Annotated in this window: 22 protein-coding genes and 1 other annotated feature; of the genes, 20 read left to right on the top strand and 2 right to left on the bottom strand. The window is 42.5% G+C overall.

Features of this window, described 5'->3' with window-relative positions; genetic code table 11:
- The first annotated feature begins 120 nt into the window (after positions 1-120).
- From EJP82_RS04840 to EJP82_RS04785, 12 genes are all read left to right on the top strand, one after another.
- A complete protein-coding gene (locus EJP82_RS04840) occupies positions 121-804 on the top strand; it encodes a DUF2953 domain-containing protein (RefSeq protein ID WP_127190905.1) in 684 nt (227 codons plus the stop codon).
- Positions 777-1,262, top strand: a complete 486-nt coding sequence (ytfJ, locus tag EJP82_RS04835; RefSeq protein ID WP_127190904.1) for a GerW family sporulation protein — start codon at positions 777-779, stop codon at positions 1,260-1,262. Before EJP82_RS04840 ends, ytfJ begins: the two co-directional genes overlap by 28 nt.
- 150 nt (positions 1,263-1,412) lie before the next feature.
- On the top strand, positions 1,413-2,594 hold the full coding sequence (locus tag EJP82_RS04830) for a D-alanyl-D-alanine carboxypeptidase family protein (protein WP_127190903.1): 1,182 nt from the start codon (positions 1,413-1,415) through the stop codon (positions 2,592-2,594).
- Positions 2,595-2,628: 34 nt separating this feature from the next.
- Positions 2,629-3,255 carry a nucleoside recognition domain-containing protein gene (locus EJP82_RS04825; protein ID WP_127190902.1) on the top strand — a complete coding sequence of 209 codons (627 nt, stop codon included), beginning with the start codon at positions 2,629-2,631 and terminating at the stop codon, positions 3,253-3,255.
- Between the two features lie 6 nt (positions 3,256-3,261).
- Complete coding sequence (locus EJP82_RS04820) at positions 3,262-3,795, top strand: spore maturation protein (protein WP_127190901.1); 534 nt, start codon at positions 3,262-3,264, stop codon at positions 3,793-3,795.
- A 167-nt stretch (positions 3,796-3,962) separates the two neighbouring features.
- Entirely contained in the window at positions 3,963-4,943 is a 981-nt protein-coding gene (locus tag EJP82_RS04815; protein WP_170220130.1) for a DUF2167 domain-containing protein, read from the top strand.
- A gap of 128 nt (positions 4,944-5,071) precedes the next feature.
- Positions 5,072-5,827, top strand: a complete 756-nt coding sequence (locus tag EJP82_RS04810) for a pseudouridine synthase (protein ID WP_127191173.1) — start codon at positions 5,072-5,074, stop codon at positions 5,825-5,827.
- 124 nt (positions 5,828-5,951) lie between these two features.
- A complete protein-coding gene (locus EJP82_RS04805) occupies positions 5,952-6,479 on the top strand; it encodes a redoxin domain-containing protein (RefSeq protein ID WP_127190899.1) in 528 nt (175 codons plus the stop codon).
- Positions 6,480-6,501: 22 nt separating this feature from the next.
- Positions 6,502-8,169: a cytochrome c biogenesis protein ResB gene (resB, locus tag EJP82_RS04800; protein ID WP_127190898.1), complete on the top strand. Its 1,668-nt coding sequence runs from the start codon at positions 6,502-6,504 to the stop codon at positions 8,167-8,169.
- Positions 8,166-9,428 (top strand): cytochrome c biogenesis protein CcsA, encoded by a 1,263-nt coding sequence (gene ccsA, locus EJP82_RS04795; RefSeq protein ID WP_127190897.1) that lies wholly within the window; start codon positions 8,166-8,168, stop codon positions 9,426-9,428. The genes resB and ccsA overlap by 4 nt, the downstream gene beginning before the upstream one ends.
- A gap of 63 nt (positions 9,429-9,491) precedes the next feature.
- Positions 9,492-10,208: a response regulator transcription factor gene (locus EJP82_RS04790; RefSeq protein WP_127190896.1), complete on the top strand. Its 717-nt coding sequence runs from the start codon at positions 9,492-9,494 to the stop codon at positions 10,206-10,208.
- 1 nt (position 10,209) lies between these two features.
- Complete coding sequence (locus tag EJP82_RS04785) at positions 10,210-11,655, top strand: ATP-binding protein (RefSeq protein WP_127190895.1); 1,446 nt, start codon at positions 10,210-10,212, stop codon at positions 11,653-11,655.
- 198 nt (positions 11,656-11,853) lie between these two features.
- On the opposite strand, the gene serA is transcribed toward EJP82_RS04785, so the two are convergent.
- Positions 11,854-13,443, bottom strand: coding sequence for a phosphoglycerate dehydrogenase (serA, locus tag EJP82_RS04780; protein WP_127190894.1), 1,590 nt, complete (start codon positions 13,441-13,443; stop codon positions 11,854-11,856).
- Between the two features lie 220 nt (positions 13,444-13,663).
- Positions 13,664-13,892, bottom strand: a binding site (T-box leader).
- A 168-nt stretch (positions 13,893-14,060) separates the two neighbouring features.
- Entirely contained in the window at positions 14,061-14,981 is a 921-nt protein-coding gene (locus EJP82_RS04775; protein WP_127190893.1) for a hypothetical protein, read from the bottom strand.
- 106 nt (positions 14,982-15,087) lie between these two features.
- Between EJP82_RS04775 and EJP82_RS04770 the strand changes: the two genes are divergently transcribed.
- From EJP82_RS04770 to ypeB, 8 genes are all read left to right on the top strand, one after another.
- Complete coding sequence (locus EJP82_RS04770; RefSeq protein ID WP_127190892.1) at positions 15,088-15,681, top strand: CPBP family intramembrane glutamic endopeptidase; 594 nt, start codon at positions 15,088-15,090, stop codon at positions 15,679-15,681.
- Complete coding sequence (locus tag EJP82_RS04765) at positions 15,678-16,043, top strand: hypothetical protein (RefSeq protein ID WP_127190891.1); 366 nt, start codon at positions 15,678-15,680, stop codon at positions 16,041-16,043. Before EJP82_RS04770 ends, EJP82_RS04765 begins: the two co-directional genes overlap by 4 nt.
- 278 nt (positions 16,044-16,321) lie before the next feature.
- On the top strand, positions 16,322-17,635 hold the full coding sequence (serS, locus tag EJP82_RS04760) for a serine--tRNA ligase (RefSeq protein ID WP_127190890.1): 1,314 nt from the start codon (positions 16,322-16,324) through the stop codon (positions 17,633-17,635).
- A 157-nt stretch (positions 17,636-17,792) separates the two neighbouring features.
- Positions 17,793-18,146, top strand: coding sequence for a hypothetical protein (locus EJP82_RS04755; RefSeq protein ID WP_127190889.1), 354 nt, complete (start codon positions 17,793-17,795; stop codon positions 18,144-18,146).
- Positions 18,147-18,335: 189 nt separating this feature from the next.
- Entirely contained in the window at positions 18,336-18,956 is a 621-nt protein-coding gene (locus EJP82_RS04750) for a genetic competence negative regulator (protein ID WP_127190888.1), read from the top strand.
- 72 nt (positions 18,957-19,028) lie between these two features.
- Entirely contained in the window at positions 19,029-19,718 is a 690-nt protein-coding gene (gene prsW, locus EJP82_RS04745; RefSeq protein WP_127190887.1) for a glutamic-type intramembrane protease PrsW, read from the top strand.
- A 77-nt stretch (positions 19,719-19,795) separates the two neighbouring features.
- On the top strand, positions 19,796-19,948 hold the full coding sequence (locus EJP82_RS27900) for a hypothetical protein (protein ID WP_170220129.1): 153 nt from the start codon (positions 19,796-19,798) through the stop codon (positions 19,946-19,948).
- A gap of 101 nt (positions 19,949-20,049) precedes the next feature.
- The gene (gene ypeB / locus EJP82_RS04740; protein WP_127190886.1) at positions 20,050-21,417 is read left to right on the top strand and encodes a germination protein YpeB; all 1,368 of its coding nucleotides are present in this window, start codon (positions 20,050-20,052) and stop codon (positions 21,415-21,417) included.
- The last annotated feature ends 55 nt before the right edge of the window (positions 21,418-21,472 follow it).

Raw genomic sequence — 21,472 nt, 5'->3', positions numbered from 1 at the left:
TTTTTTTTGTACAAATACGTTAGTTCAGCCTAAGCAAACGTTCATATTGACGAATTTTATCTCTTTTGGGAAGCCATACTACAGGAAGATTGTTATTTGATAGGCTTGGAGGGCTTTCCCGTGTGGATTTGGCTCGGAGGCATTTTAGTCTTGCTACTGTTAGCTGTTGTATTGATCCTGATGTCCAACATATCTATAGATTTGATGGCACGGAAGAAAAATTGGGATGAGATTGTTTTGCTGGATATCAAGTTTGTATACGGATTAATTCGCATCCATTACGAAGTACCCTCCATCGTTCTACGTAGTGTGAAACAAGGCTTTCAGGTGGAGGACAATGTCGTTACTAATTTCTTCAAAGGCCATACTTCAAGTAACGAACAAGATGTAAATAAGGAAAAGATGGAGATTTGGGTCACAAAATTTCACAGAGTATTGCAGGCCGTCTTTGAATTTAAGAAGTGGCTTAGGCAGTTGCTTAAGAAACTCTCCTTCCACAGGCTAGATTGGTCTACAAATATTGCACTTTCCGATGCGGCACATACAGCAACTCTGACGGGAATTCTTTGGGCGATCAAGTCCACATTGGTTGGGGGGCTCTCTAATCATGTATCTTTAAGACAAAGGCCGAAACTGTTTGTTGTTCCTATTTTCGATAGTCCGCCGTTATTTTCCACCGAAATCCACTGCATAGCTAAAATCCGCTGCGGTTATGCTATATATGCTGGACTGATACTTATAGTTCGGGTGTTAAAAGTGAAAGGAGGAGTGAGGAAATGGCTGAACATCCTATTCAAGGGTTAATGCAAACAGCGATGGAAAATATTAAAGAAATGGTCGATGTCAATACGATTGTGGGTGATGCTGTAGAAACCCCAGACGGTAGTGTGATCCTGCCAATTAGCCGCGTTGGATTCGGATTCGCAGCAGGTGGGAGCGACTTTAACTTAGAAAGTTCAGGGAATAATGCGGGCAACTCCGCAGATGGCGGGAAATCACGGCCATTTGGTGGCGGTAGCGGCGGTGGGGTATCCATTAATCCTATTGCATTTCTTGTTGTCGGTAAGCAGGGTGTAAACATCGTGCCGCTCGACAATCAGACACATCTCATGGAGAAGATGATTGATGCATTGCCACATTTTATTGATAAAATCCAATCCTTATTCTCAAGTGATGGTAGTTCAAAAAATGCGGGTAAGCCGGAATCCAAAATCATCTTAAATGAAACTGATTCTAAACATGGATCACAGTCCTCCACTTAAAAAGACTTTGTACCGTGTTAGGTGGGAAATGATCCTTTCCGGAAACTCGGGAAGGGTCTTTTTTTTGGCGGATCAAGGGTGGACATACTCTCTTGTACCGTCGCATATAGTGATACAAGTAATCTTGCAACTAGTCCGGAGGAATTAGAGATGAAGAAGATAACAACAATAACAGCTTTTATTTGCGTTTGGGTTCTCTGCTTTATTTTGGTTTCTCCCGTAGGTGTACAAGCGGGACAACTGAATCAAGGGGCTCCCTCCACTCATGCTCAGGCATTTGCGCTTATCGATGTAACATCGGGGCGGATTTTATATTCAAGCCATGGCGACCAAGAGCTACCCATTGCAAGTTTGACAAAAATTATGACAGCTATTGTTGCAATTGAACATGGTAAGTTAGACGAAATGGTAACTGTTGGGCGTAATGCCTTTGCGAAAGAGGGTTCGTCACTATATCTTCAGTTGGGTGAGGAAATGAGTCTGCGTAACATGTTGTATGGTTTGATGCTACGCTCGGGTAACGATGCGGCAACCGCAATTGCGGAGCATATTGGAGGTTCTGAAGAGGGCTTTGCTCATTTGATGAATGAGAAAGCAAGGCTAATTGGCCTAGAGCATACACATTTTCAAAACCCTCACGGTTTAGATGCTAAAGATCACTATTCTTCCGCAAACGACCTCGCTAAATTGACGGCATATGCATTACATAATCCTGACTTTAAAGAGATCGTATCCACACGAAGTAAAAAAGCACCTAATCCAAACGATCCATGGGATTATAAATGGGATAACAAGAATAAGATGCTCCGGCTCTACGAAGGGGCAGATGGTGTGAAGACTGGATATACCAAAATTGCTAGACGATGTCTTGTTAGTTCGGCCACACGCGGGGGACAACAACTTGTCGTAGTTACAATTAATGATGGTGATGATTGGAACGACCATCAAAAGTTGCTTGATTATGGATTTAACAATTTTCCCCTCACCGATTTGATCGGCGAGGGACAAGCGGTCGGGGATGGACTAGTCACGGGAAGCGGGTTCCGGTATGCTCTTGCAACTGGAGAGGTAGCAAAAATTGAGAAGAGACTTACGCTAACCAATATCAGAACACCTGATGACTTTGGGTATCGGGGCGAGATTAGAATTACTTTAGATGGTGAACCCATTGGTAATGTACCGGTATACGAGAAAGGCAGGATTATTCCACAGCAACAGGACCAACGTCAAATATCTACAGGAGCTACTGCTACTAGAAACACACTTGCAGAACAGAGCGGTTGGACGGGTGCGCTAATCGCAGTATTCAAATCACTGCTTCTTGCCGGATAAAGACCGGGGACCTTGAAGGGAGAGTGGATAAGTTATGGTGAATAAAATTTGGCTTGCGCTAATTCTAATAGGATTTATATTTGCCGTGCTCAAGGGGGATATAAACACTGTAACGAAAGCAGCTTTTGATGGTGCAGCGACTGGTGTTACTGTAAGTTTTGGTCTTATTAGCGTGCTAGTATTCTGGTTAGGTATTATGCGACTGGCAGAAGATTCAGGCTTGGTCAAAGTCATTTCTAGGGTGCTTGGTCCTGTTGTTTCATTCTTGTTCCCAGATGTGCCAAAGAACCATCCTGCTATGGGCTATATTCTATCCAATATGAGCGCGAATTTACTTGGTCTTGGAAATGCAGCTACACCAATGGGGATCCGAGCTATGCAGGAACTACAAGAATTGAATCCAGATAAAGAGACTGCCTCACCTGCAATGTGTACATTACTAGCACTTAATACTGCAAGTATTACTTTAATACCAACTACGCTGATTGCAATTCGTCTTAACTTTCATTCCGCAAATGCGACCGAGATAGTAGGATCAACCTTACTTGCGACCGCAGTTGCTACTGCTGCTGCAATCGTAGCAGATCGTTGGTATCGACGGAGGAGTATTCGTAGAACACTGCCACCATCGTCTCCGCCCACTTTATCCCTGAAGAGGTGAGCCTAATTGTTGGATTGGATTAATGTATTGTCCGCCTGGGCTGTTCCTGTGATGATAGCATTTATTCCATTATATGCATATTTGAAACGAATACCCGTATATGAATCCTTTGTAGATGGGGCCAAGGATGGATTTTCAACGGCCATTGGCATTATTCCGCATTTGGTGGGGATGATGGTGGCAATCAGTGTGTTTCGCGCTTCAGGCGCACTTGATTTTTTTGTTGGATGGATGACACCTCTCTTAGAAAGCCTTCGGGTTCCACCTGAAGTGTTACCGCTAGGTATCCTTAGACCGCTAACAGGGACAGGTTCGCTCGCATTCACGACGGATCTGATTAAGACATATGGACCAGATTCGATGATCGGTCGGATAGCTTCCACGGTCCAAGGTAGCACGGATACAACACTGTATGTGTTAACTGTATATTTTGGAGCTGTGGGGATCAAAAATGGTCGTTATGCCCTAAAGGTCGGACTATTCTCTGACATTGTTGGTTTTATCGCCGCTATTTGTGTATGCCTTCTTATGTTTAGTTAAAGTTACTTTAATAGATTTGATAGCATGACTTCTGAACTAGTTCAGAAGTCATTTTTTATGTTGATTTCCCTAATACAGGAAAAAAGTCTATCCATATTCGATTTCTATATGTAAAATGGGAATTACTATAAAAATACATAAGCATGAATGAGAGAGGAAGAATGAATTTGCACAAGAACAGAACCAGAAAGAGTAACAGAATAAGGCTAGGGGTAGCCACTACGTTAATTTGTATGTTGATTTTCGCATCTTTTCCACTTCAAGCACTGGCAGAGACTGAGCTCAATTGGGTAGAAGGAACAGGACAAAGTATCGAGGTAGGATCAGGACTCGCTGATCTGACGCTTAACGAAGGATATTATTTCCTTGATGAGGCGGATACAATTACCTATTTGGAGGAAAGTGGAAACATTCCAGATGGTCTTGAAATTGCTTCAATTTTCCCTGCGGATGAGAATCAAGGATGGGTATTGTACCTTGAATACGAAGATACGGGACATATAAAGGATAAAGACAAAGATAAAATAAATGCCGATGATCTACTTGAAAGTTACAAGCAAGGAACTAAAGCGGCAAATGAAAAACTCGCTGTGGAGAATCATTTGTTTGTAGATGGTTGGGAGACGCCTCCACATTATGATGAAACTTTACATAGTTTAACTTGGTCACTTTTGCTTCATGACTCCGAAGATTACCCATTGGTTAACTACAACATACGTATTTTGACTCGTGAAGGAACTGTATCCGCGATACTTGTAACTGATCCTGAGAATTTAGAAGCAGACCGCGCAGTTATGGAAAATGAAGTTCTTGCAGGTTTTAATTTGAAGCAAGGACAACGTTATGAAGATTATAATTCCAAGACAGATAAGACAGCTGAATATGGTTTGACAGCTCTTATCCTTGGTGGGGCCGGTGCGGTAGTTGCTAAGAAATCAGGACTATTAGCGCTTATACTCCTCGTACTTAAGAAGGGATTCGTCGTTATTATTGCTGCTTTTGCATTTGTTGGACGCCTGATATTCAGGAAGAAGAAGAAAGTTACGCCGCAACAGCAGCCGATTGAAGTGAACAATGGACAGGATGATAGATTTGGTCAATCAGATGACCGATTTAATTCCGATGATAGGTTCAATCGACCGGAATAGTAGAATGTAGTAGAATGATACGACCCGTGGGAATTTTAACCTGCGGGTCGTTTTGTGATTAGAAAGGTGCTTCCTATTGTGATTTTCTTCTCCTATGGGTATCATGTTTATGAGGTGACTTATTGAACATGGAAAGATTGCAGAAAATATTAGCTGGAGCGGGTATCGCTTCGCGTCGTAAATGTGAAGAACTGATTTTAAAAGGTAAGGTGGAAGTAAACGGTGAGGTCGTTACTACCTTAGGTACAAAGGCTGATCCTGCGGTTGATGTAATTTCTGTTGAAGGAAAAACCATCGGTGCAGAGAAGAAGCTGTATGTTGTTTTTAATAAACCTAAAGGTGTTATTACGAGCGCATCAGATCCACAAGGCAGGAAGATTGTTACGGATTATTTGAAGAGTATTCCGGAACGTCTCTATCCCGTTGGGAGACTTGATTACGATACCGAGGGTTTGCTATTGCTGACGAATGATGGTGAATTCGCTCATCTTCTGACGCATCCCAAGCATCATGTTCCCAAGACATACGTAGCAACTGTTAAAGGCGTACCCCACGGTTCAGCACTTGACAAGCTTAAGAATGGAATTCTGCTTGAGGACGGAATTACAGCGCCGGCGGAAGTGGAATATCAGGATATTGATCCCGAGGGTAAATTTTCGACAATTTCGATCACGATTCATGAAGGAAAGAATCGTCAAGTACGTCGGATGTTCGAGGCAATCCAGCATCCAGTAACTAAATTGAAGAGAATTTCGTTTGGTGAGTTATTTCTAGGCAACTTGAAGAGGGGCCTATATAGATACTTGACTAAAGAAGAGATCGAGGGATTATTTAAACAAGCCAGAAATGCAGGCAAGCCAGGTAAACCTAGTAAACGCAAATAGACACACAATTTTCACATTTGCCCCTTCAACCTAGCTGAAACCGAGTCAATTTTCGTTATAATGTTCATATGATGTTCACTATTTGTTCATATAATATGATTATTGTCACGGAAGGAAGTTAGAGATGGGGAAAGCGAGACGGCCTGTACAAGTCGTCATTTTGCTACTTATCATAATCCTTGGTGGTTATGCCATCAGTACGGCGGTAATCGGGGGCGGGGACGGCAAGCCGGTAATCGGTGATAAGCCACCCGCCATCAAACTGCTCGGACTTGATGGAGAAGTACATACCCTGAATGACTACAAGGGGCAAGCGATAGTCATCAACTTTTGGGCTACTTGGTGCACGTACTGTGTGAAAGAGATGCCCGCGCTCCAAGCTCAATGGGAGAAATGGCGCGATCAGGGAGTCGTTATTCTGGGGATTAATACGGGAGAAGACGAAATGACCGTGCGTAATTTTACCGAGCAAATGGGTGTGAATTTTCCTGTGGTGTTTGATAGCGATAATGAAGCAGTTCGGAAATACGGTGTTGTACCGATGCCAACAACATTTTTTGTAAACAAGAATGGGAAAATATCCTCCATCCATCAGGGGGAACTGAATTTGGAAAGTCTTAATGACCAAATCAGGCAACTGGTGAATCCTTGATGAAGATAGAGGGGGCTTTCTGTTGATTGAGAATACAAAATGTGAATGCGGACATCAGAACCGGGTAGGAACTGTTCTTTGTGAGGCTTGTGGGAAACCACTGTTTGAGGTTGATTCTGGAGAAGTCCTTGAAATGCGCTATGATGGGACCGCTAGACGTTCTCAGCGGGTTAATCCCAATATTATCGACAAGGTTTGGAACTTCTTCTCATCCGTTAAAGTCGCTATTTATCTCATTATATTTACGCTGATTGGTTCGATTTTCGGTACGATATTTCAGCAAGAAAGTAACTTCGTGCAAGTAGATGCATCAAAGTTCTATAAAGAGAACTATGGGACAATTGGCGATATCTATTATAAGCTTGGTCTATCTCATACGTATGAGTCGTGGTGGTTTATCACATTGCTAGTGATGATCGGAGCCTCACTTATCATTTGTAGCTTGGATCGGGTACTGCCACTGTACAAGGCCCTCTCCAAACAGAAGATTCGGAAGCATTTGCAATTTCTCACCCGGCAGAAAGTCGTTTATCAAGGTCCTATTGAAGAGAATGCCGTTGAGTGGGTACAGCGATGTGCTGGTCCACTGAAGAAGAAGGGCTACCGCGTCCACATTGACGGCGACGCACTTCTGGCTGAGAAACAACGGTTTAGCCGCTGGGGACCTTATGTCATTCATATCGGGTTGATTATCTTCTTACTTGCCGTATTATTCCGTGGATTACCGGGTCTACATCTTGATAAGCATTACTGGTTTCAAGAAGGCGAGATTACACGGATTCCAGATACAACTTTTTATTTGAAAAATGAGAAGTTTAGAGTGGAATATTATAGCGAAGAAGAGATGTCGGATGACTTCAAAGGGACGGGTAAAATAGTTCCTAAACTTTTTGAAACAAAAGTTGTGTTGTACGAGTGTACTGCGGATTGCGGGGATCCATCAAAAATCCCTGTGCTCGAAGAGGTTAAACGACATGCGATTCAAGTGAATGACCCTTTAAGTTATAAAGGTCTTTCAGCGTATCAATTTGATTTCGATCTGACCCCCAAGCTTCGATCAGTACAGCCTATGTTGGTTGATAAGACGACAGGTGAGCAATATGGAAAGTTCAAGCTTGATATGACAAACCCCCTGCGTGAGTTCAAACTAGGACCTTACACACTTGAACTTAGTAATAAATTTATGGACTTCTCGTTAAATGATCAAGGGCAACCCATTTCCAAATCAGCCAAACCGAATGCTCCCGCATTTTTATTTACAATCAAAGGTCCGGGAGTGCCAGATACGGGTGGCCAATATATTTATTTCCCTAAGCAAATAGACAAAGAACGCTTTCAACAGGACGCTATCAACGAGAAACTCGGCGGTCTACAGAATAAGTTGGAATTGGACGTATTGGCTATGGAAGATGTAGACTTCAGCAATTCAAGCAGTTACTTGAACATACGTATCGACAGGGCCATGCCGTTTGTATGGTTGGGACTAGGGATCGTTATGCTGGGGTTAATTATGGGATTCTATTGGCAGCATCGCCGGATTTGGCTACGTGTGGACGATACAATACTAACACTTGGTGGACATACGACAAAGAATTGGTTCGGAATGCGCCGCGAGGTGTCATCGTTCCTTCAAACCATGGGTGTAGAAGTGGATGAGAAGTCATTGGATAACGGGGGGAATCGGCCATGAGTTTATTAGAATTCAGTAAGCAGGCTTTCGTCATCGGATTCTATCTGTATTGTGTAGCGTTTATCTTCTATGTGATCGCAGTAACGGGAAAAACGTGGAGAAACCGAGATCCACAGCAACATGAGCGGAAATGGGGAAGGATATCTTTTACGACTTCCACACTTGGTTTGGTGTCCCATTTAGCCTATTGTGGAACTCGCTGGGCTTATAGTGGACATATTCCAGTAAGTAACATGTATGAATTCATGTCCTTTTTATCCATGATGATAATGATTGCTTTTACTATCGTATTTCTGATTTATCGTAAAATCTTACTTGGAATGTTCGCTGTTCCTATCGCGATCATTATAATGGCTTATGCCGCAGTATTTCCCCAGGATGTTCAGCCGTTGATTCCTTCATTGAAATCGATATGGCTCTACATACACGTAACGCTCGCCGCAGCTGGTGAATCGTTCTTCGCTGTTGGTTTTGTAGCAGGATTTATGTATTTGCTACGTAGTATTCCATTCGGTGAGAACGATAAATCGACACGTCGACAAAAATGGTGGATTGAATTCACTTTTTTTTCTATAATTATATTGGTGGGCTTTATTGGCTCTGTTTTCGCATTTCGAGCCGCAGGATATGAAGCGGTTTTTACAACAAATTCGACAACGATTGACAACCAAGTACAACAAGATAGTACAATAGGGAAAGTGGTTTATAAAATGCCTCCCATTGTAGCCCCTTATCAAAGTCAGTCTGAGAGCGTAAAGTCATTCCTCGGGATGGATAAGCCTTTGTTTGAAGCCCCGTCATGGATGGCTGGAGTAAATGCAGGTCGCAAGTTGAACACGATCGTTTGGTCAGTTATTTCCGGATCCCTACTGTATGGGTTAATACGTCTTCTGATACGTAAGCCGATAGGTAAGGCAGTTTCTCCATTCTTAAAGGGAATAGCTGCAGATGATCTAGATGAAATTAGCTATCGAGCTATCGCAATTGGTTTTCCGATCTTTACGTTGGGAGCACTTGTGTTTGCGATGATTTGGGCTCAGCAGGCTTGGGGGCGTTTCTGGGCAAATGATCCCAAAGAAGTTTGGGCACTCATTACCTGGTTGTTCTATAGTGTTTATTTACATCTTCGATTGTCACGCGGTTTTCAGGGTCGTAAGGCATCCTGGCTCGCAGTTATCGGATTTTTGGTTGTGATGTTCACGCTCGTAGGAGTTAATTTAGTTATTTCTGGTTTGCATTCCTACGCGGGCACAGACTAACGATATAATCAAACCATACAAGATCTCAAGTGAATGGGTAAGATGATGAAGGGGTTGTTGTCCATGTCAGATCAAGAGAACCGCATTCTAGTAGTCGACGATGAAGAACGTATTCGCCGTCTGCTTAAAATGTATTTGGAAAAAGAGGGTTATGAGATCGATGAGGCGGAAGATGGTGAGACCGCTCTCAAAAAAGCAAGTGCGAATGATTATGGTTTGATTCTGCTAGATGTAATGCTACCTGGGATTGATGGCGTTGAGGTCTGCAACCGATTAAGACAAATTAAGTCAACTCCTGTACTTATGCTAACAGCAAAAGGGGAAGAGATTAATCGGGTTCAAGGTTTTGAAGTTGGAGCAGATGATTATGTAGTCAAACCATTTAGCCCTAGAGAAGTCATCTTTCGGGTGAAAGCCATCATGAGACGTGCTTCGGCAACAGCCTATTTAACCAAAGAAAGTGGCACTAGCAACAATATTGTGTTCCCTCATCTCATTATTGAGCATGATGCACACCGGGTGACTGCTAATGGTCAAGAAGTCAGTCTGACCCCCAAAGAATATGAGTTGCTTCATTATTTGGCAGTTTCTCCTGACAAGGTATTCTCACGTGAAGAACTGCTAAAGGATGTTTGGAATTATGAGTTTTTTGGTGATTTGCGTACGGTCGATACTCATGTGAAACGACTTCGCGAGAAACTGAATAAAGTATCTCCGGAATCCGCAGCGATGATTACAACGGTATGGGGAGTAGGTTATAAACTGGAGGTCGCGAAATAATTTGAGCCTCTGGAGAACACTCGTTGGCAAGCTGTGGATTACGATCATTTGTCTGGTAGCCTGTGTGTTGCTCAGTTTAGGGTTATTCCTGTTACCTTTTATTGATACGAATTTCACTAATCCTGGTGCCATCAAAAGATTATTTGTCATCGCTTCGATGATCGGCTTCTCGCTTACGACTTTTTTTGCGTTATTTCTGTTCACCAAAATCACTCAACCGATGCAGCAATTGATAAAGGCAACTGACTCGATACGCAAAGGAAAGTATCATACGCGTCTGTCACTTCGTACAACCGATGAAATCGGTGAATTGGCTAGTGCCTTCAATCATATGGCGGAAGAATTGGAGAATACGATTCGCAGCCTGAACCACGAGAAAGAGCATCTTGCAAGTGTGCTGCGAAGCATGAATGATGCAGTGATTACACTGGATGGAGAAGGTAGTGTTATTTTGACTAACCCTCCAGGAGATCAAATTATGAAATCGTGGGGCGATTTGCCGGAAGAAGAGGAAGAGGGTTTAGTGGGGAAAGGTCAACATGATCGATCGGGTACGTTGGCTCCTCAACCCCTGTTGCCCTTGTTCCGGAGTGTGCTGAATCAAGAGGGTGATCAGAGCTCGAATGTACATGTGAAGCAGGGGGTATGGTCTGTTCACATGGCACCGCTAACAGCCGAGAGTGAAATCCGTGGCGCAGTCGCTGTATTGCGTGATGTGACGGAAGAAGTCAGACTTGAGAAGATGCGTAGAGACTTTGTCGCCAACGTATCACATGAAATTCGTACACCACTCTCTATGATGCAAGGATACAGCGAGGCCTTATTGGATGGGATTGCAACTTCACCTACGGAAAGCATGGAGCTTGTGCAGGTCATTCATGATGAATCATTGCGGATGGGGAGATTAGTTCGCGATTTACTCGATCTTGCTCGAATGGAAGCTGGTCATACAGATACGACGATGAGACACGTAGATTTCCGGGCACTTGTCGAGCGGGTGTATCGGAAGTTTGCAGTTCGTGCCAAAGATAATGCTATTGCGCTTAATTTAGAGTTTAGAAATGATGAACTCTACCTGAAGGAGGCTAATGAGGATCGTTTAGAGCAAGTATTAACCAACTTGTTGGACAACGCCTTTAGACACACTCCAGAGGGAGCAAATATCACTATTATTGCGGGTACAGTGAAGCGCACGAGTGGATTAGTGCTAGAAGTTTCTGTTCAGGATGAGGGTATAGGGATTCCTTCCGAAGACTTGCCTTATATATTTGAACGGTTCTACAAAGCCGACAAAGCACGTGTACGTGGCGAAGCTGGCGGTACAGGACTGGGACTTTCGATTGTGAAGAATATTATCGAAGCTCATCACGGTTCCATTCATGCAGAGAGTGAAGTAGGCAAGGGAACGGTATTCAATCTAATGCTCCCTGTCGAAAAGGTGCAGTAAACGTAAAAACATCCTTTGGCCAAAGGATGTTTTTTGTTGAACGCACAAGATTAATCTTGTTCGCCGTGGAACAATATTGAGCTTTGCTGCAATATTGACGCAGAAACGGGTACCGTCCTAAATGGAGGGTACCCGTTTCTATTTGGTCTAAAAATTAAAAATACCGTTATTACACTTCTTAGTAGTCTCTTCGATTGCTTATTCGAAAGTGATTTGTAGTGCTTTGTTCAATTCTGGTTGTTTAGTCAAATCGTCTAATACTTCTTTGGACACTGCTTTATCAACCGTTAGAACCATGATAGCTTCCCCGCCGACAACCTTGCGACCAACTTGCATGGAGGCAATGTTAACTTCGTTTTTACCAAGTAGCGTTCCAACATGACCAATAATACCAGGTTTGTCATTATGTGAAATAAAGATTAGATTACCTTCAGGTGAAATATCCACTGGGAACTTGTCGATTTGGACGATTCGTGCGCCATATCCATTGAGTAAAGTTCCAGCAATGCGGCGTTCTGTGCCGTCACTTGCTTTGAGTGTTACGCTAATTAGATTCGTGAAGCCTTTAGTAGCTGTTGCCTTGGACACGACGATATTTACATCACGAACCTTGGCAAGATGCATCGAGTTAACAATGTTAACGTCATTCCCGAAATGGCGGGATAATACACCTTTGATAATATAACGAGTCAATGGCTGGGTATCCACTTCCGATAGGTCACCAGCATAGTCCACTTGAATCTCATTCACAGCCTGGTCGTTAAGTTGAGCTGCGAACGTACCAAGCTTTTCTCCAAGCTCGAAGTAAGGTTGTAATTTTTTCATTACGCTTGGAGCAACCGGTGGCATGTTAACTGCATTTTTGAAAGATTCATTTCGAAGAATATGCAGTACTTGTTCCGAAACGTCGATAGCTACGTTTTCTTGTGCCTCAATTGTAGAAGCACCTAAGTGAGGAGTAACGATGATTTTCGGATTGCTCAGGAATGGATGATCAGCTGCTGGTGGTTCTTGTTCGAATACGTCGAAAGCTGCACCTTCAACAATGCCTTGCTCCAACGCAACAAGCATAGCTGTCTCATCAATAACACCGCCGCGAGCACAGTTTATGATACGCATTCCTTTCTTCATCACTTCAAACTGAGGAGTGGAAATCATGTGCTTGGTTTCTGGTGTTAGTGGGGTATGCACAGTGATGAAATCAGCGTTACGTACGATTTCATCAACAGTTGCTAGCGTTATTCCAAGCTTCTCTGCACGGTCTTCAGTGAGGAACGGATCGTAGCCGAGGATTTCCATACCAAACGCTTTAGCACGTTTAGCAACTTCACTACCAATCCGACCCATGCCAAGTACGCCTAGTGTCTTGTTGCGAAGTTCAACACCAAGGAACTTGCGATCCCATGTGCCTTGAATTGTCTTAGCATAAGCTTGTGGAATGTGGCGAGCAAGAGCTAGCATCATAGCAAAGGCGTGTTCACAAGTCGTGATTGTATTTCCATCTGGAGCATTGATAACAATAATACCGCGTTTTGTGGCAGCTTCGAGGTTAATGTTGTCAACCCCAACACCCGCGCGTCCAATTACTTTTAGGTTTTTTCCGGCTTCCATGATTTTCTCGGTCACTTTTGTCTGGCTACGAACAAGTAAAGCGTCATATTGAGAAATGATTTCCACCAATTCATCTTCGCTAAGTCCTGTCTTCTTTTCAACTACAACATCGTCTGCATCCATAAGTTGTTGAATCCCCAGATCACTAATTGGATCCGATACTAGTACTTTTAACATGGTTTAATTCCTCCTAAAAGTTTTGTATAGCAGAGCTTCCTCGAAAAGTGGACGTACAAAACTTTCTTCGGAAGCATTAGCTTAGTTTTGAACTACTTTTCCCCATTACCGTTCCACTGCAGCAAAGAGTAGGGGTGTAGGGAGTTACGGATTGACCCTTATAGCCCAGAAAAGTAGTGGATAAATAAAAAAAACCCTCAATCCGCATACTACTTGCGTAGTAAGGGACGAGAGTTGTTCGTGGTACCACCCTAATTCGCTGCGCCTTCACAGAAGCAGCCTTTATTGTCATAAATGACAAGATTGATAACGGAGTTCATCCGATTACGCCTACTTGAAGTTCAGCGTAATGACTCAGGAGTGCTAAAGTTGTTCTTCTGCTACCGGTTTGCAGCACCACCGGCTCTCTGTAAAGCATGCAGAACACTTTGTTCCTTCACAGTGTTTCACAAATTCAATTTTTCATAATGTAACATGCAAAGAAGTACGTGTCAATACTATGGGGATGATATTCTTATTCTTTACAACTGCCGCCTTGAATCTGCGTGTTATTTTGGTTATGATTTTAATAATGTCGCATATCGCTATTTCTTGTCATAAAACAATCATGATTGTAACTAATCCTCGACAAAGAAAGGAAGCGCGGGAAGTTTTTCGGATGCATAATAAGTAGTTTTCCATTTTACGAATTCTTTACTTTGTACAGCTTCAGTTTCTGTGAGAATTTTCACAATGGATGACACAGAATGAAGGTTTAGACTTGATGCCTTACCACTAGCGATCATTTGATCAATCTTTGCAGTCATATCTTGTGGAAGGTAAGAGACGAATAAGTTGTCAGTGTTCATGATGTCAGTCACAGCTTTGTTTTTGACAGCAAGAGATAAATTCGACCATTGTTGCACTGTGGTATCCTTACTAAAAATGTAATCTGCCGAGATATTCTGATTACCTTTAGCTGTCCATTTCAGTATGGAGGTGTAGTATTTTTTCTGAGCTTGAAGACCGAAGTTTATGGCCTTTTCCGTAAATTCATCTGTTGCTAAACTCTTCGCAAATTGGGAACCGTTATTATTTCCGGATTCTGAAAGGATTCGGTCTATGCTTTCGTCAAAAAGCTTTAAGCTTTTGAGAATGTCTCCGTGAGCATCCTTCAACAAAGGGGAGGATGCAGCAATGGATGTGGCAGATATTTGTTCATACTGTTTTTGAGCAGAATCGCGGATTTCCCGTAGCGTAGCTTTAGATTTCAAACTGGAATCACTCCGACCTAAAATGTCAATATGAGCTAAATAATTATCTTTAAACTGCTGATACGGTTGAAATACTACGTAGTAGAATGTGACCAAATCCTGCTGAGTATAAGAATCTTCCGTTTCTAATTCTGGGATGTTAATTTTTAAATAAGCATATTTCGATTCAGTTTGTGCAATACCCATTTTCATACCCATAAAGAATGTACCAAATGCGATGATGAGAGTGCAGAGGAACCCAAGTATAAAGAAGATTTCAAATCGGGAGTTACGTTTTCGTATCATAATAATGACACTCCTAACTAAGTATTTTTAAAAAGTCCAAGAGTCTAAGCTATACTGAGATATGTACTTATAGATCAATTATAAAGGACAGGGTTTGACAGAAACTATGAAAAAATTCAAGTTTGGTAAAATTGAGATTAGAACAGTCGATCCCCGTCAGTTGAATGATCGTTTGCTATTAATAAATTTATACATTACTCAAGGACTTACTTTATTTATCGGCTTAGTGATACTTTTATTTCAGAAACGGAACCCGATTTCCTTATTTCATTTCCCTAAAAGTGTCGAATTTTTGTATTGGGGTGTAGGTTTAGCGGTTGTAATGTTTGTTATTGACCTCTTACTCTCCAAATTTATAGCAGAAGATAGCCTGGACGATGGTGGTATTAACGTCATGTTGTTCCGCAAACGTCCTATCTGGCATATCTTTGTTATATCTGCTGTAGTGGCTATTTGTGAGGAATTGCTGTTTCGGGGGGCGATTCAACATGGGATAGGTCCTTATTGGACAAGTATCTTGTTTGCAGTGATCCATATTAGATATTTAAAGCATTGGATTCCTACGGGCTGGGTGTTTGCTAGCAGTTATGGACTAGGTTATATCTATATACTTTCCGGGAGTCTCTGGGCTCCGATTATATGTCACTTTCTCATTGATTTTATCTCGGGCTTAGTGATTAAATTTCGGAGGGAATCATGAATGAACAACGACTGAGTAGAATGGAACGACATGGGCGTGGCCGTAGCGGGAAAATGAGCAAAGATGATGATTCTACTACAAACATTATGGATAATTCCGAAGTCTACTCCAGTAATGAATACAGTATCAACGAAGATGTTTTAAATTTAGGTATCAGGAAACAGAAACAGCCCGCTTCTCAGAATGTGAATACGCCGGAAAATATGCCTTCGCGAAGAGAATTGTTTCCATCACAAAGGCTGAAATTAACGAGATGGTTCTTTAATTCTTTAGTGATTATTTTTGTAGCAATTATGATTGCTTTGCTTTGGTGGGGAATCAGTGACTCACCGTGGGGGCAAAAATACAACAATGTGCGGTAACATGACTATTGATTTTGATAATTGGGTAACGTATACTGTGAAGAATAAATTAAAGATTCGGAAATATGCCTATGAAGAGAATCCAACTCGGAGGCGTTTTCGCCAAAGGAATCATAGTCATTCCTTAAGTTAACCGGCCCCGTCCGTTATCGCGGAACCAAGAGATTAAAGTAATGTTATTGCTTTAATAAGTTGGGTGGCACCGCGAGCAGAGCGCTCCTCGTCCCAAGGGATGAGGGCGCTCTTTGTGTTTTTACGGACAAATGGAGGGATACGGTATGTTAGATTTGAAATCGATTAGAAGTAATGCAGCAAAAGTTCAAGAAGCGGCTGATCAAAAGGGAATTCAGGTTTCTGTTCAGGAATTAATAAGCTGGGATGATCAAAGACGAGCGTTGATGAGAGAGACGGAGTCACTTCGTGAGCAACGAAACCTCGGGTCTAATCGAATGGGAGCGCTACTGCAAGCTGGAGAGCACGCTGAAGCTGCTACTTTGCGTGAATCGCTTAAGAACCTCAATGAAGGATTAAGTTCCGTAGAAGAGAAGTTGGAGGAGACTGTGAAGAATGTGCAGCGTCTAATGCTGCTTATTCCTAATGTCCCTTCGCCTGACTCTCCAATTGGACAGTCGGATCTCGATAATGTTGAGGTAAGGTGTGTGGGAGAACTTCCGGAATGGAATTTTGTGCCTCGGAATCATATGGAGCTTGGAGTATTGCATGATATCATCGATATGCCACGTGGGGTGAAAGTAGGCGGAGCTCGGAGTTATTATCTCAAGGGGGCTGGACTTCTGTTGCATCGAGCTGTACAGCAGCTAGCTTTAGATATGCTGCTTGAACGGGGATTCACACCAATGGAAGTGCCATTAATGGTGAGAGAAGAACCTCTAATTAATACAGGGCATTTCCCGATAGGACAAGAGCAGACTTATGCGGTTAATGACGCAGATAAATGGTTGGTGGGGACATCAGAGGTTCCTTTAGTATCATATTATGCTGACGAGGTATTAGATTTACAGGAACCCATTAAACTCGCAGCGGTGTCGAACTGCTTCCGAAGTGAGGTTGGATCTGCTGGAAGAGATGTGCGAGGGTTGTATCGTGTGCATCAGTTTGCCAAGGTGGAGATGGTCATCATTTGTGACCCGGACGAAGCTAAATCAGAAGCACTTCTTCAAGAAATTACTTCCCATGCGGAAGAATTGCTCAGTTTGTTAGAACTTCCGTATCGGGTAATGTTGGTATGTACAGGCGATATGTCTCAAAAAACTTACAAACAATACGATATAGAAACATGGATGCCTAGCCGTGAGACTTATGGTGAGACACATTCATCTTCAAACTTACTCGACTTTCAAGCCAGACGCTCCAACATTCGCTGCCATGATGCTGAGCGGCGCCTGGTATATTGTCATACGCTTAACAATACGGCAGTTGCATCACCACGGATATTGATTCCACTGCTTGAGAATCATCAACGAGAGGATGGTTCGATTTATATCCCCCCAGCTCTGCGTAAATATATGGGGAATCGTGAGGTATTAATGCCCTTAGATGTGAAGGATATTCTGGACGAAGAAGCCCTATAAAGAGTGAGTCGCATTATCTCGTTCGAAAATGAAGGAACATGTATGAACTCAGAGAAAGAAGATCTGAGTGAGAGGTTTCCTGTATTTATGCCGAATGAGTTTATTCAAATGAGTGAACACTACCTATGATTTTAATACATCAAGGGAGGTTTTTTAGGTGAAGTCATCCTCATTTCTATGCGGGATTCTCCTTGGGGTTGTAGCTACAACTTGGGCGAAGAAAAATCAAAGTTTATTAACCGCAGCAAAAGACGCGGGGTCCATGATGAACTGGTCCGGTATGATGTCAGGTCATTCAAATGATAAGAGTGATCATTCGACGTCACATTCAAGCTCCAACGGGTCCTCAGGCACCCAGGTGCATCCCAGTTGTTGCTCCACATCGGATAAGGATCATTCGAAGGAACATAGTCTGAAACAAATCTTGGAATTCATTAAGGGAAATCCGGATGTCCGCAGTGAGGTCGAAGGGATATTAAAAGAAACAAATACGGTAATCCCAGGCTTGTAATCATCTTTAACTCCAAGAATCATTTTCAGCTCACGAGTTCGTGGGCGGGAAATGATTCTTTTTTTGGCTATTTTATTGCGTGCATTTACAGAAAATTAATGATAACATAATTACAAAGAACCATTTCCAGCACATATTAGAACAGGTTTCATAATCTGTGATAACAAGGCTTGGAGAGGAGGATCCTGTATGAAGATAGAAAGACTAGGTAATGACAAGATACGGATTTTCCTCACGTTTGACGATCTTAGCGAACGAGGTATTCAGAAAGAGGACATGTGGCATGAAATTCCCAAAGTCCACGACCTGTTCACCGAAATGATGGATCAGGCTTATAGTGAAGTGGGATTTGATGCTACGGGACCTTTGGCTGTTGAAGTGTTCGCGCTACCTGCTCAAGGAATGGTCGTCATAGTGACGCGCGGGAAATACGATCACCATCATCATGGAGGCCCATCTCCTTATGAGGATGAAATGTCAGAAGAGGTTTATGAGATGGAAGTTACGCTAGAGCAGAGCGATACGATTTTGTATTCGTTTGATGATTTTGAAATTCTGATTGAAGCGGCCCATGTTCTGCAGCATATGCTTGCCGATGCCGGCAGATTGTATAAATATAATCGGAAATGGGTTCTGCACTTAGAACCTGAGGAGCTAGAAGAAGGAAAACAGGCAGCTATAATCGCTGTGTTGGCTGAATTCGGCGAAGCGACATCGGTTACTCCAGCTATGCTAGAGGAGTACGGCGATGTCATCATGGCAGACAATGCCATTGGTGTGATTTGTAGCCATTTTAAGCGTCAGGATTAACTTCATTAGCGGGTTATTTGCTAGCTTGGTAGAGATAAGAAACGGAAAAGTGTTAGATAGGGGGGATAACCGTTGCTCTTTTTCTCGATTGGAATTGCAGCGGTGGCCCCAGGTATCGCTTTACTGACTTATTTTTATCTTAAGGACAAGTACGATTCGGAACCGTTGCATATGGTCATGAAGATGTTTTTTCTTGGATTTCTGATAGTGCTTCCTGTTATGATCCTGCAACGAGGACTGGAAATATGGCTGGGGGATAGTCCTTTTGTTAGTGCGTTCATAATTTCCGCAGGTGTAGAAGAAGCGATGAAATGGTTCGTACTTTTCCATCTAATTTATAACCATACGGAGTTTGATGAGCCCTATGATGGTATTGTGTATGCGGCAGCAATTTCGCTTGGATTTGCAACAGTAGAGAATGTTATTTTTGCTCTAGCAAGTCAGGTTTCAGTTGGTGCATTACTTATTCGTGCATTACTGCCAGTTTCGGGACACGCAATGTTTGGTGTGATGATGGGGTATTACATGGGCCGAGCCAAGTTTTCTACTGGTAATAGAACTGTAAAGTATCTCCTCTTTTCATTAATGCTCCCTATGTTATGGCATGGAGTGTACGATTGGGTACTAGACAATATCACTCAATATTGGGTGTGGTACATTGTTCCATTGATGGCATTCCTCTGGTATGGTGGCATCGGAAAGATATATCGTGCTAATAATCGTTCTCCTTTCCGGTTAACTCGGGCAGGGGGACAGGACTAATTTCCGAAAAAATGGGCATCCTGATTCTAGTTATTTACGGCATAAAAATCGCCGTTTAGCTGGAGGGGGGTGCCTTTTTGGCGCGTGTGAAAGTGAAAATTACCTGCAAGTCTTGCGGCGAACGTTTTGTACTCCGAGGAACAAAGGATCGAGGACATATTCAAACGGGATTTAAGCGATGTATATGCGACAACCAGCAGTTCTTCATTGAGGAAATGGAGGCGCTCTAATTAATATATTTACATATAATTTATTGTTATGAATAAAGCCCCTTTCTTCTTGTCAAACTAACTTCAATTAGTTTTAGTTGAAGAAAGGGGAGCACATCAAGATGTATAAGCGTTTAAGTGCAGTATTATTTCCCATAGTAACTCTTTTATTGATCGGCTCGATGGTATGGGGCTATCAAGAGAACCAAGAGAAGAATGCCATTTTGATTAAAGCGGAGAACCAGTATCAGCGGGCTTTCCACGATTTGTCCTTCCATGTGGATAAGTTACATGGTGAACTGGGGAATACGTTAGCGTTACATTCTGCTTCGACCGGTTCACAAAGAAAAGGACTGGTTAATGTCTGGAGGATTACAAGCGAGGCTCAAAATGAGATTAATCAATTACCATTGACTTTACTCCCATTTAATAAGACGGAAGAGTTGCTATCACGGATATCTAAGTTTTCTTATCAAACAGCAGTTCGTGATTTGACTAAGCAGCCTCTAAGCGAGAACGAGGTTAAGAACTTGAAAGAGCTGTACAAAAATTCCGCGGAAATCTCTAAAGATTTGCAGGGAGTTCAGGATAAAGTAATTAACGACAGGTTGCGTTGGATGGATGTTGAAACCGCATTAGCAGCAGAAAATGATCAAGAAAATAGCATTATAGACGGTTTTAAGACGGTGGACAAAAAAGTTGGTGAATATCCTGAGCTCGACTGGGGTCCGTCAATCGCTAGTATTTATAACAAACGTTCCGTTAAAAAGCTTGGCGATACACCTACTACTATAGAGGATATCAAGAAAAAGGCTGCCCAATTTGTAGGATCTAAGGATTCTGCAGCGATAGAAGTTGTTGAAAACGGTAAGGGAACCGAGTGGGCTTCATATACCGCAAAGGTTAAGACTAAAAAGAATGGAGAATCGGTAAGCCTCGATTATACACGTAACGGGGGGCATTTGATTTCTTATAATAAAGATCGTCAGATTGGGAAGAAAGCTGTTTCCTATGCTGATGCTAAAAAGCGGGCTGAAGAGTTTCTTCAGAACAAAGGATATCCTGATCTAACAGCTGTATTTTATGATGAGTTCGGTGACATTGGTAACTTTACTTTTGTTAGCAAGTCGGGAGAGATCCTCATTTATCCAGAGAAAATCTCGCTTCGAGTTGCACTTGACGATGGAGAAGTCACAGGTATGCAAGCTACTGATTATGTGTATGAACATGAGAGTGGTGAGGCAGCGAAGGTGACTAAAACGAAGCCGAAGCTTACTTTGGAGCAAGCTAAGAAATACCTGAACTCGGATTATAAGATGGACTACAGTCGCTTAGCGATTATTGAGAACGAAATGTCGGAAAAAGTGCTCACTTACGAATTTGGAGGGAAAATTAACGGCTCGGAGTATCGTATATTTATTAACGCGGATTCGGGTGCCGAAGAAACAGTTGAAGAAATCAAAAGTGCAAAATCACCAACAGCTTCTTAACAAGTTCAAGAGGACGTTCCTAATTTGTGGAACGTTCTCTTTTTATTTTGTTGAA

This window comes from Paenibacillus anaericanus (assembly GCF_003994475.1).
In the GTDB taxonomy this organism is placed as follows: Bacteria; Bacillota; Bacilli; order Paenibacillales; family Paenibacillaceae; genus Fontibacillus; species Fontibacillus anaericanus.
Note: the sequence above shows the minus strand (reverse complement) of the source record. Positions and strands in the feature narration are given on the sequence as shown.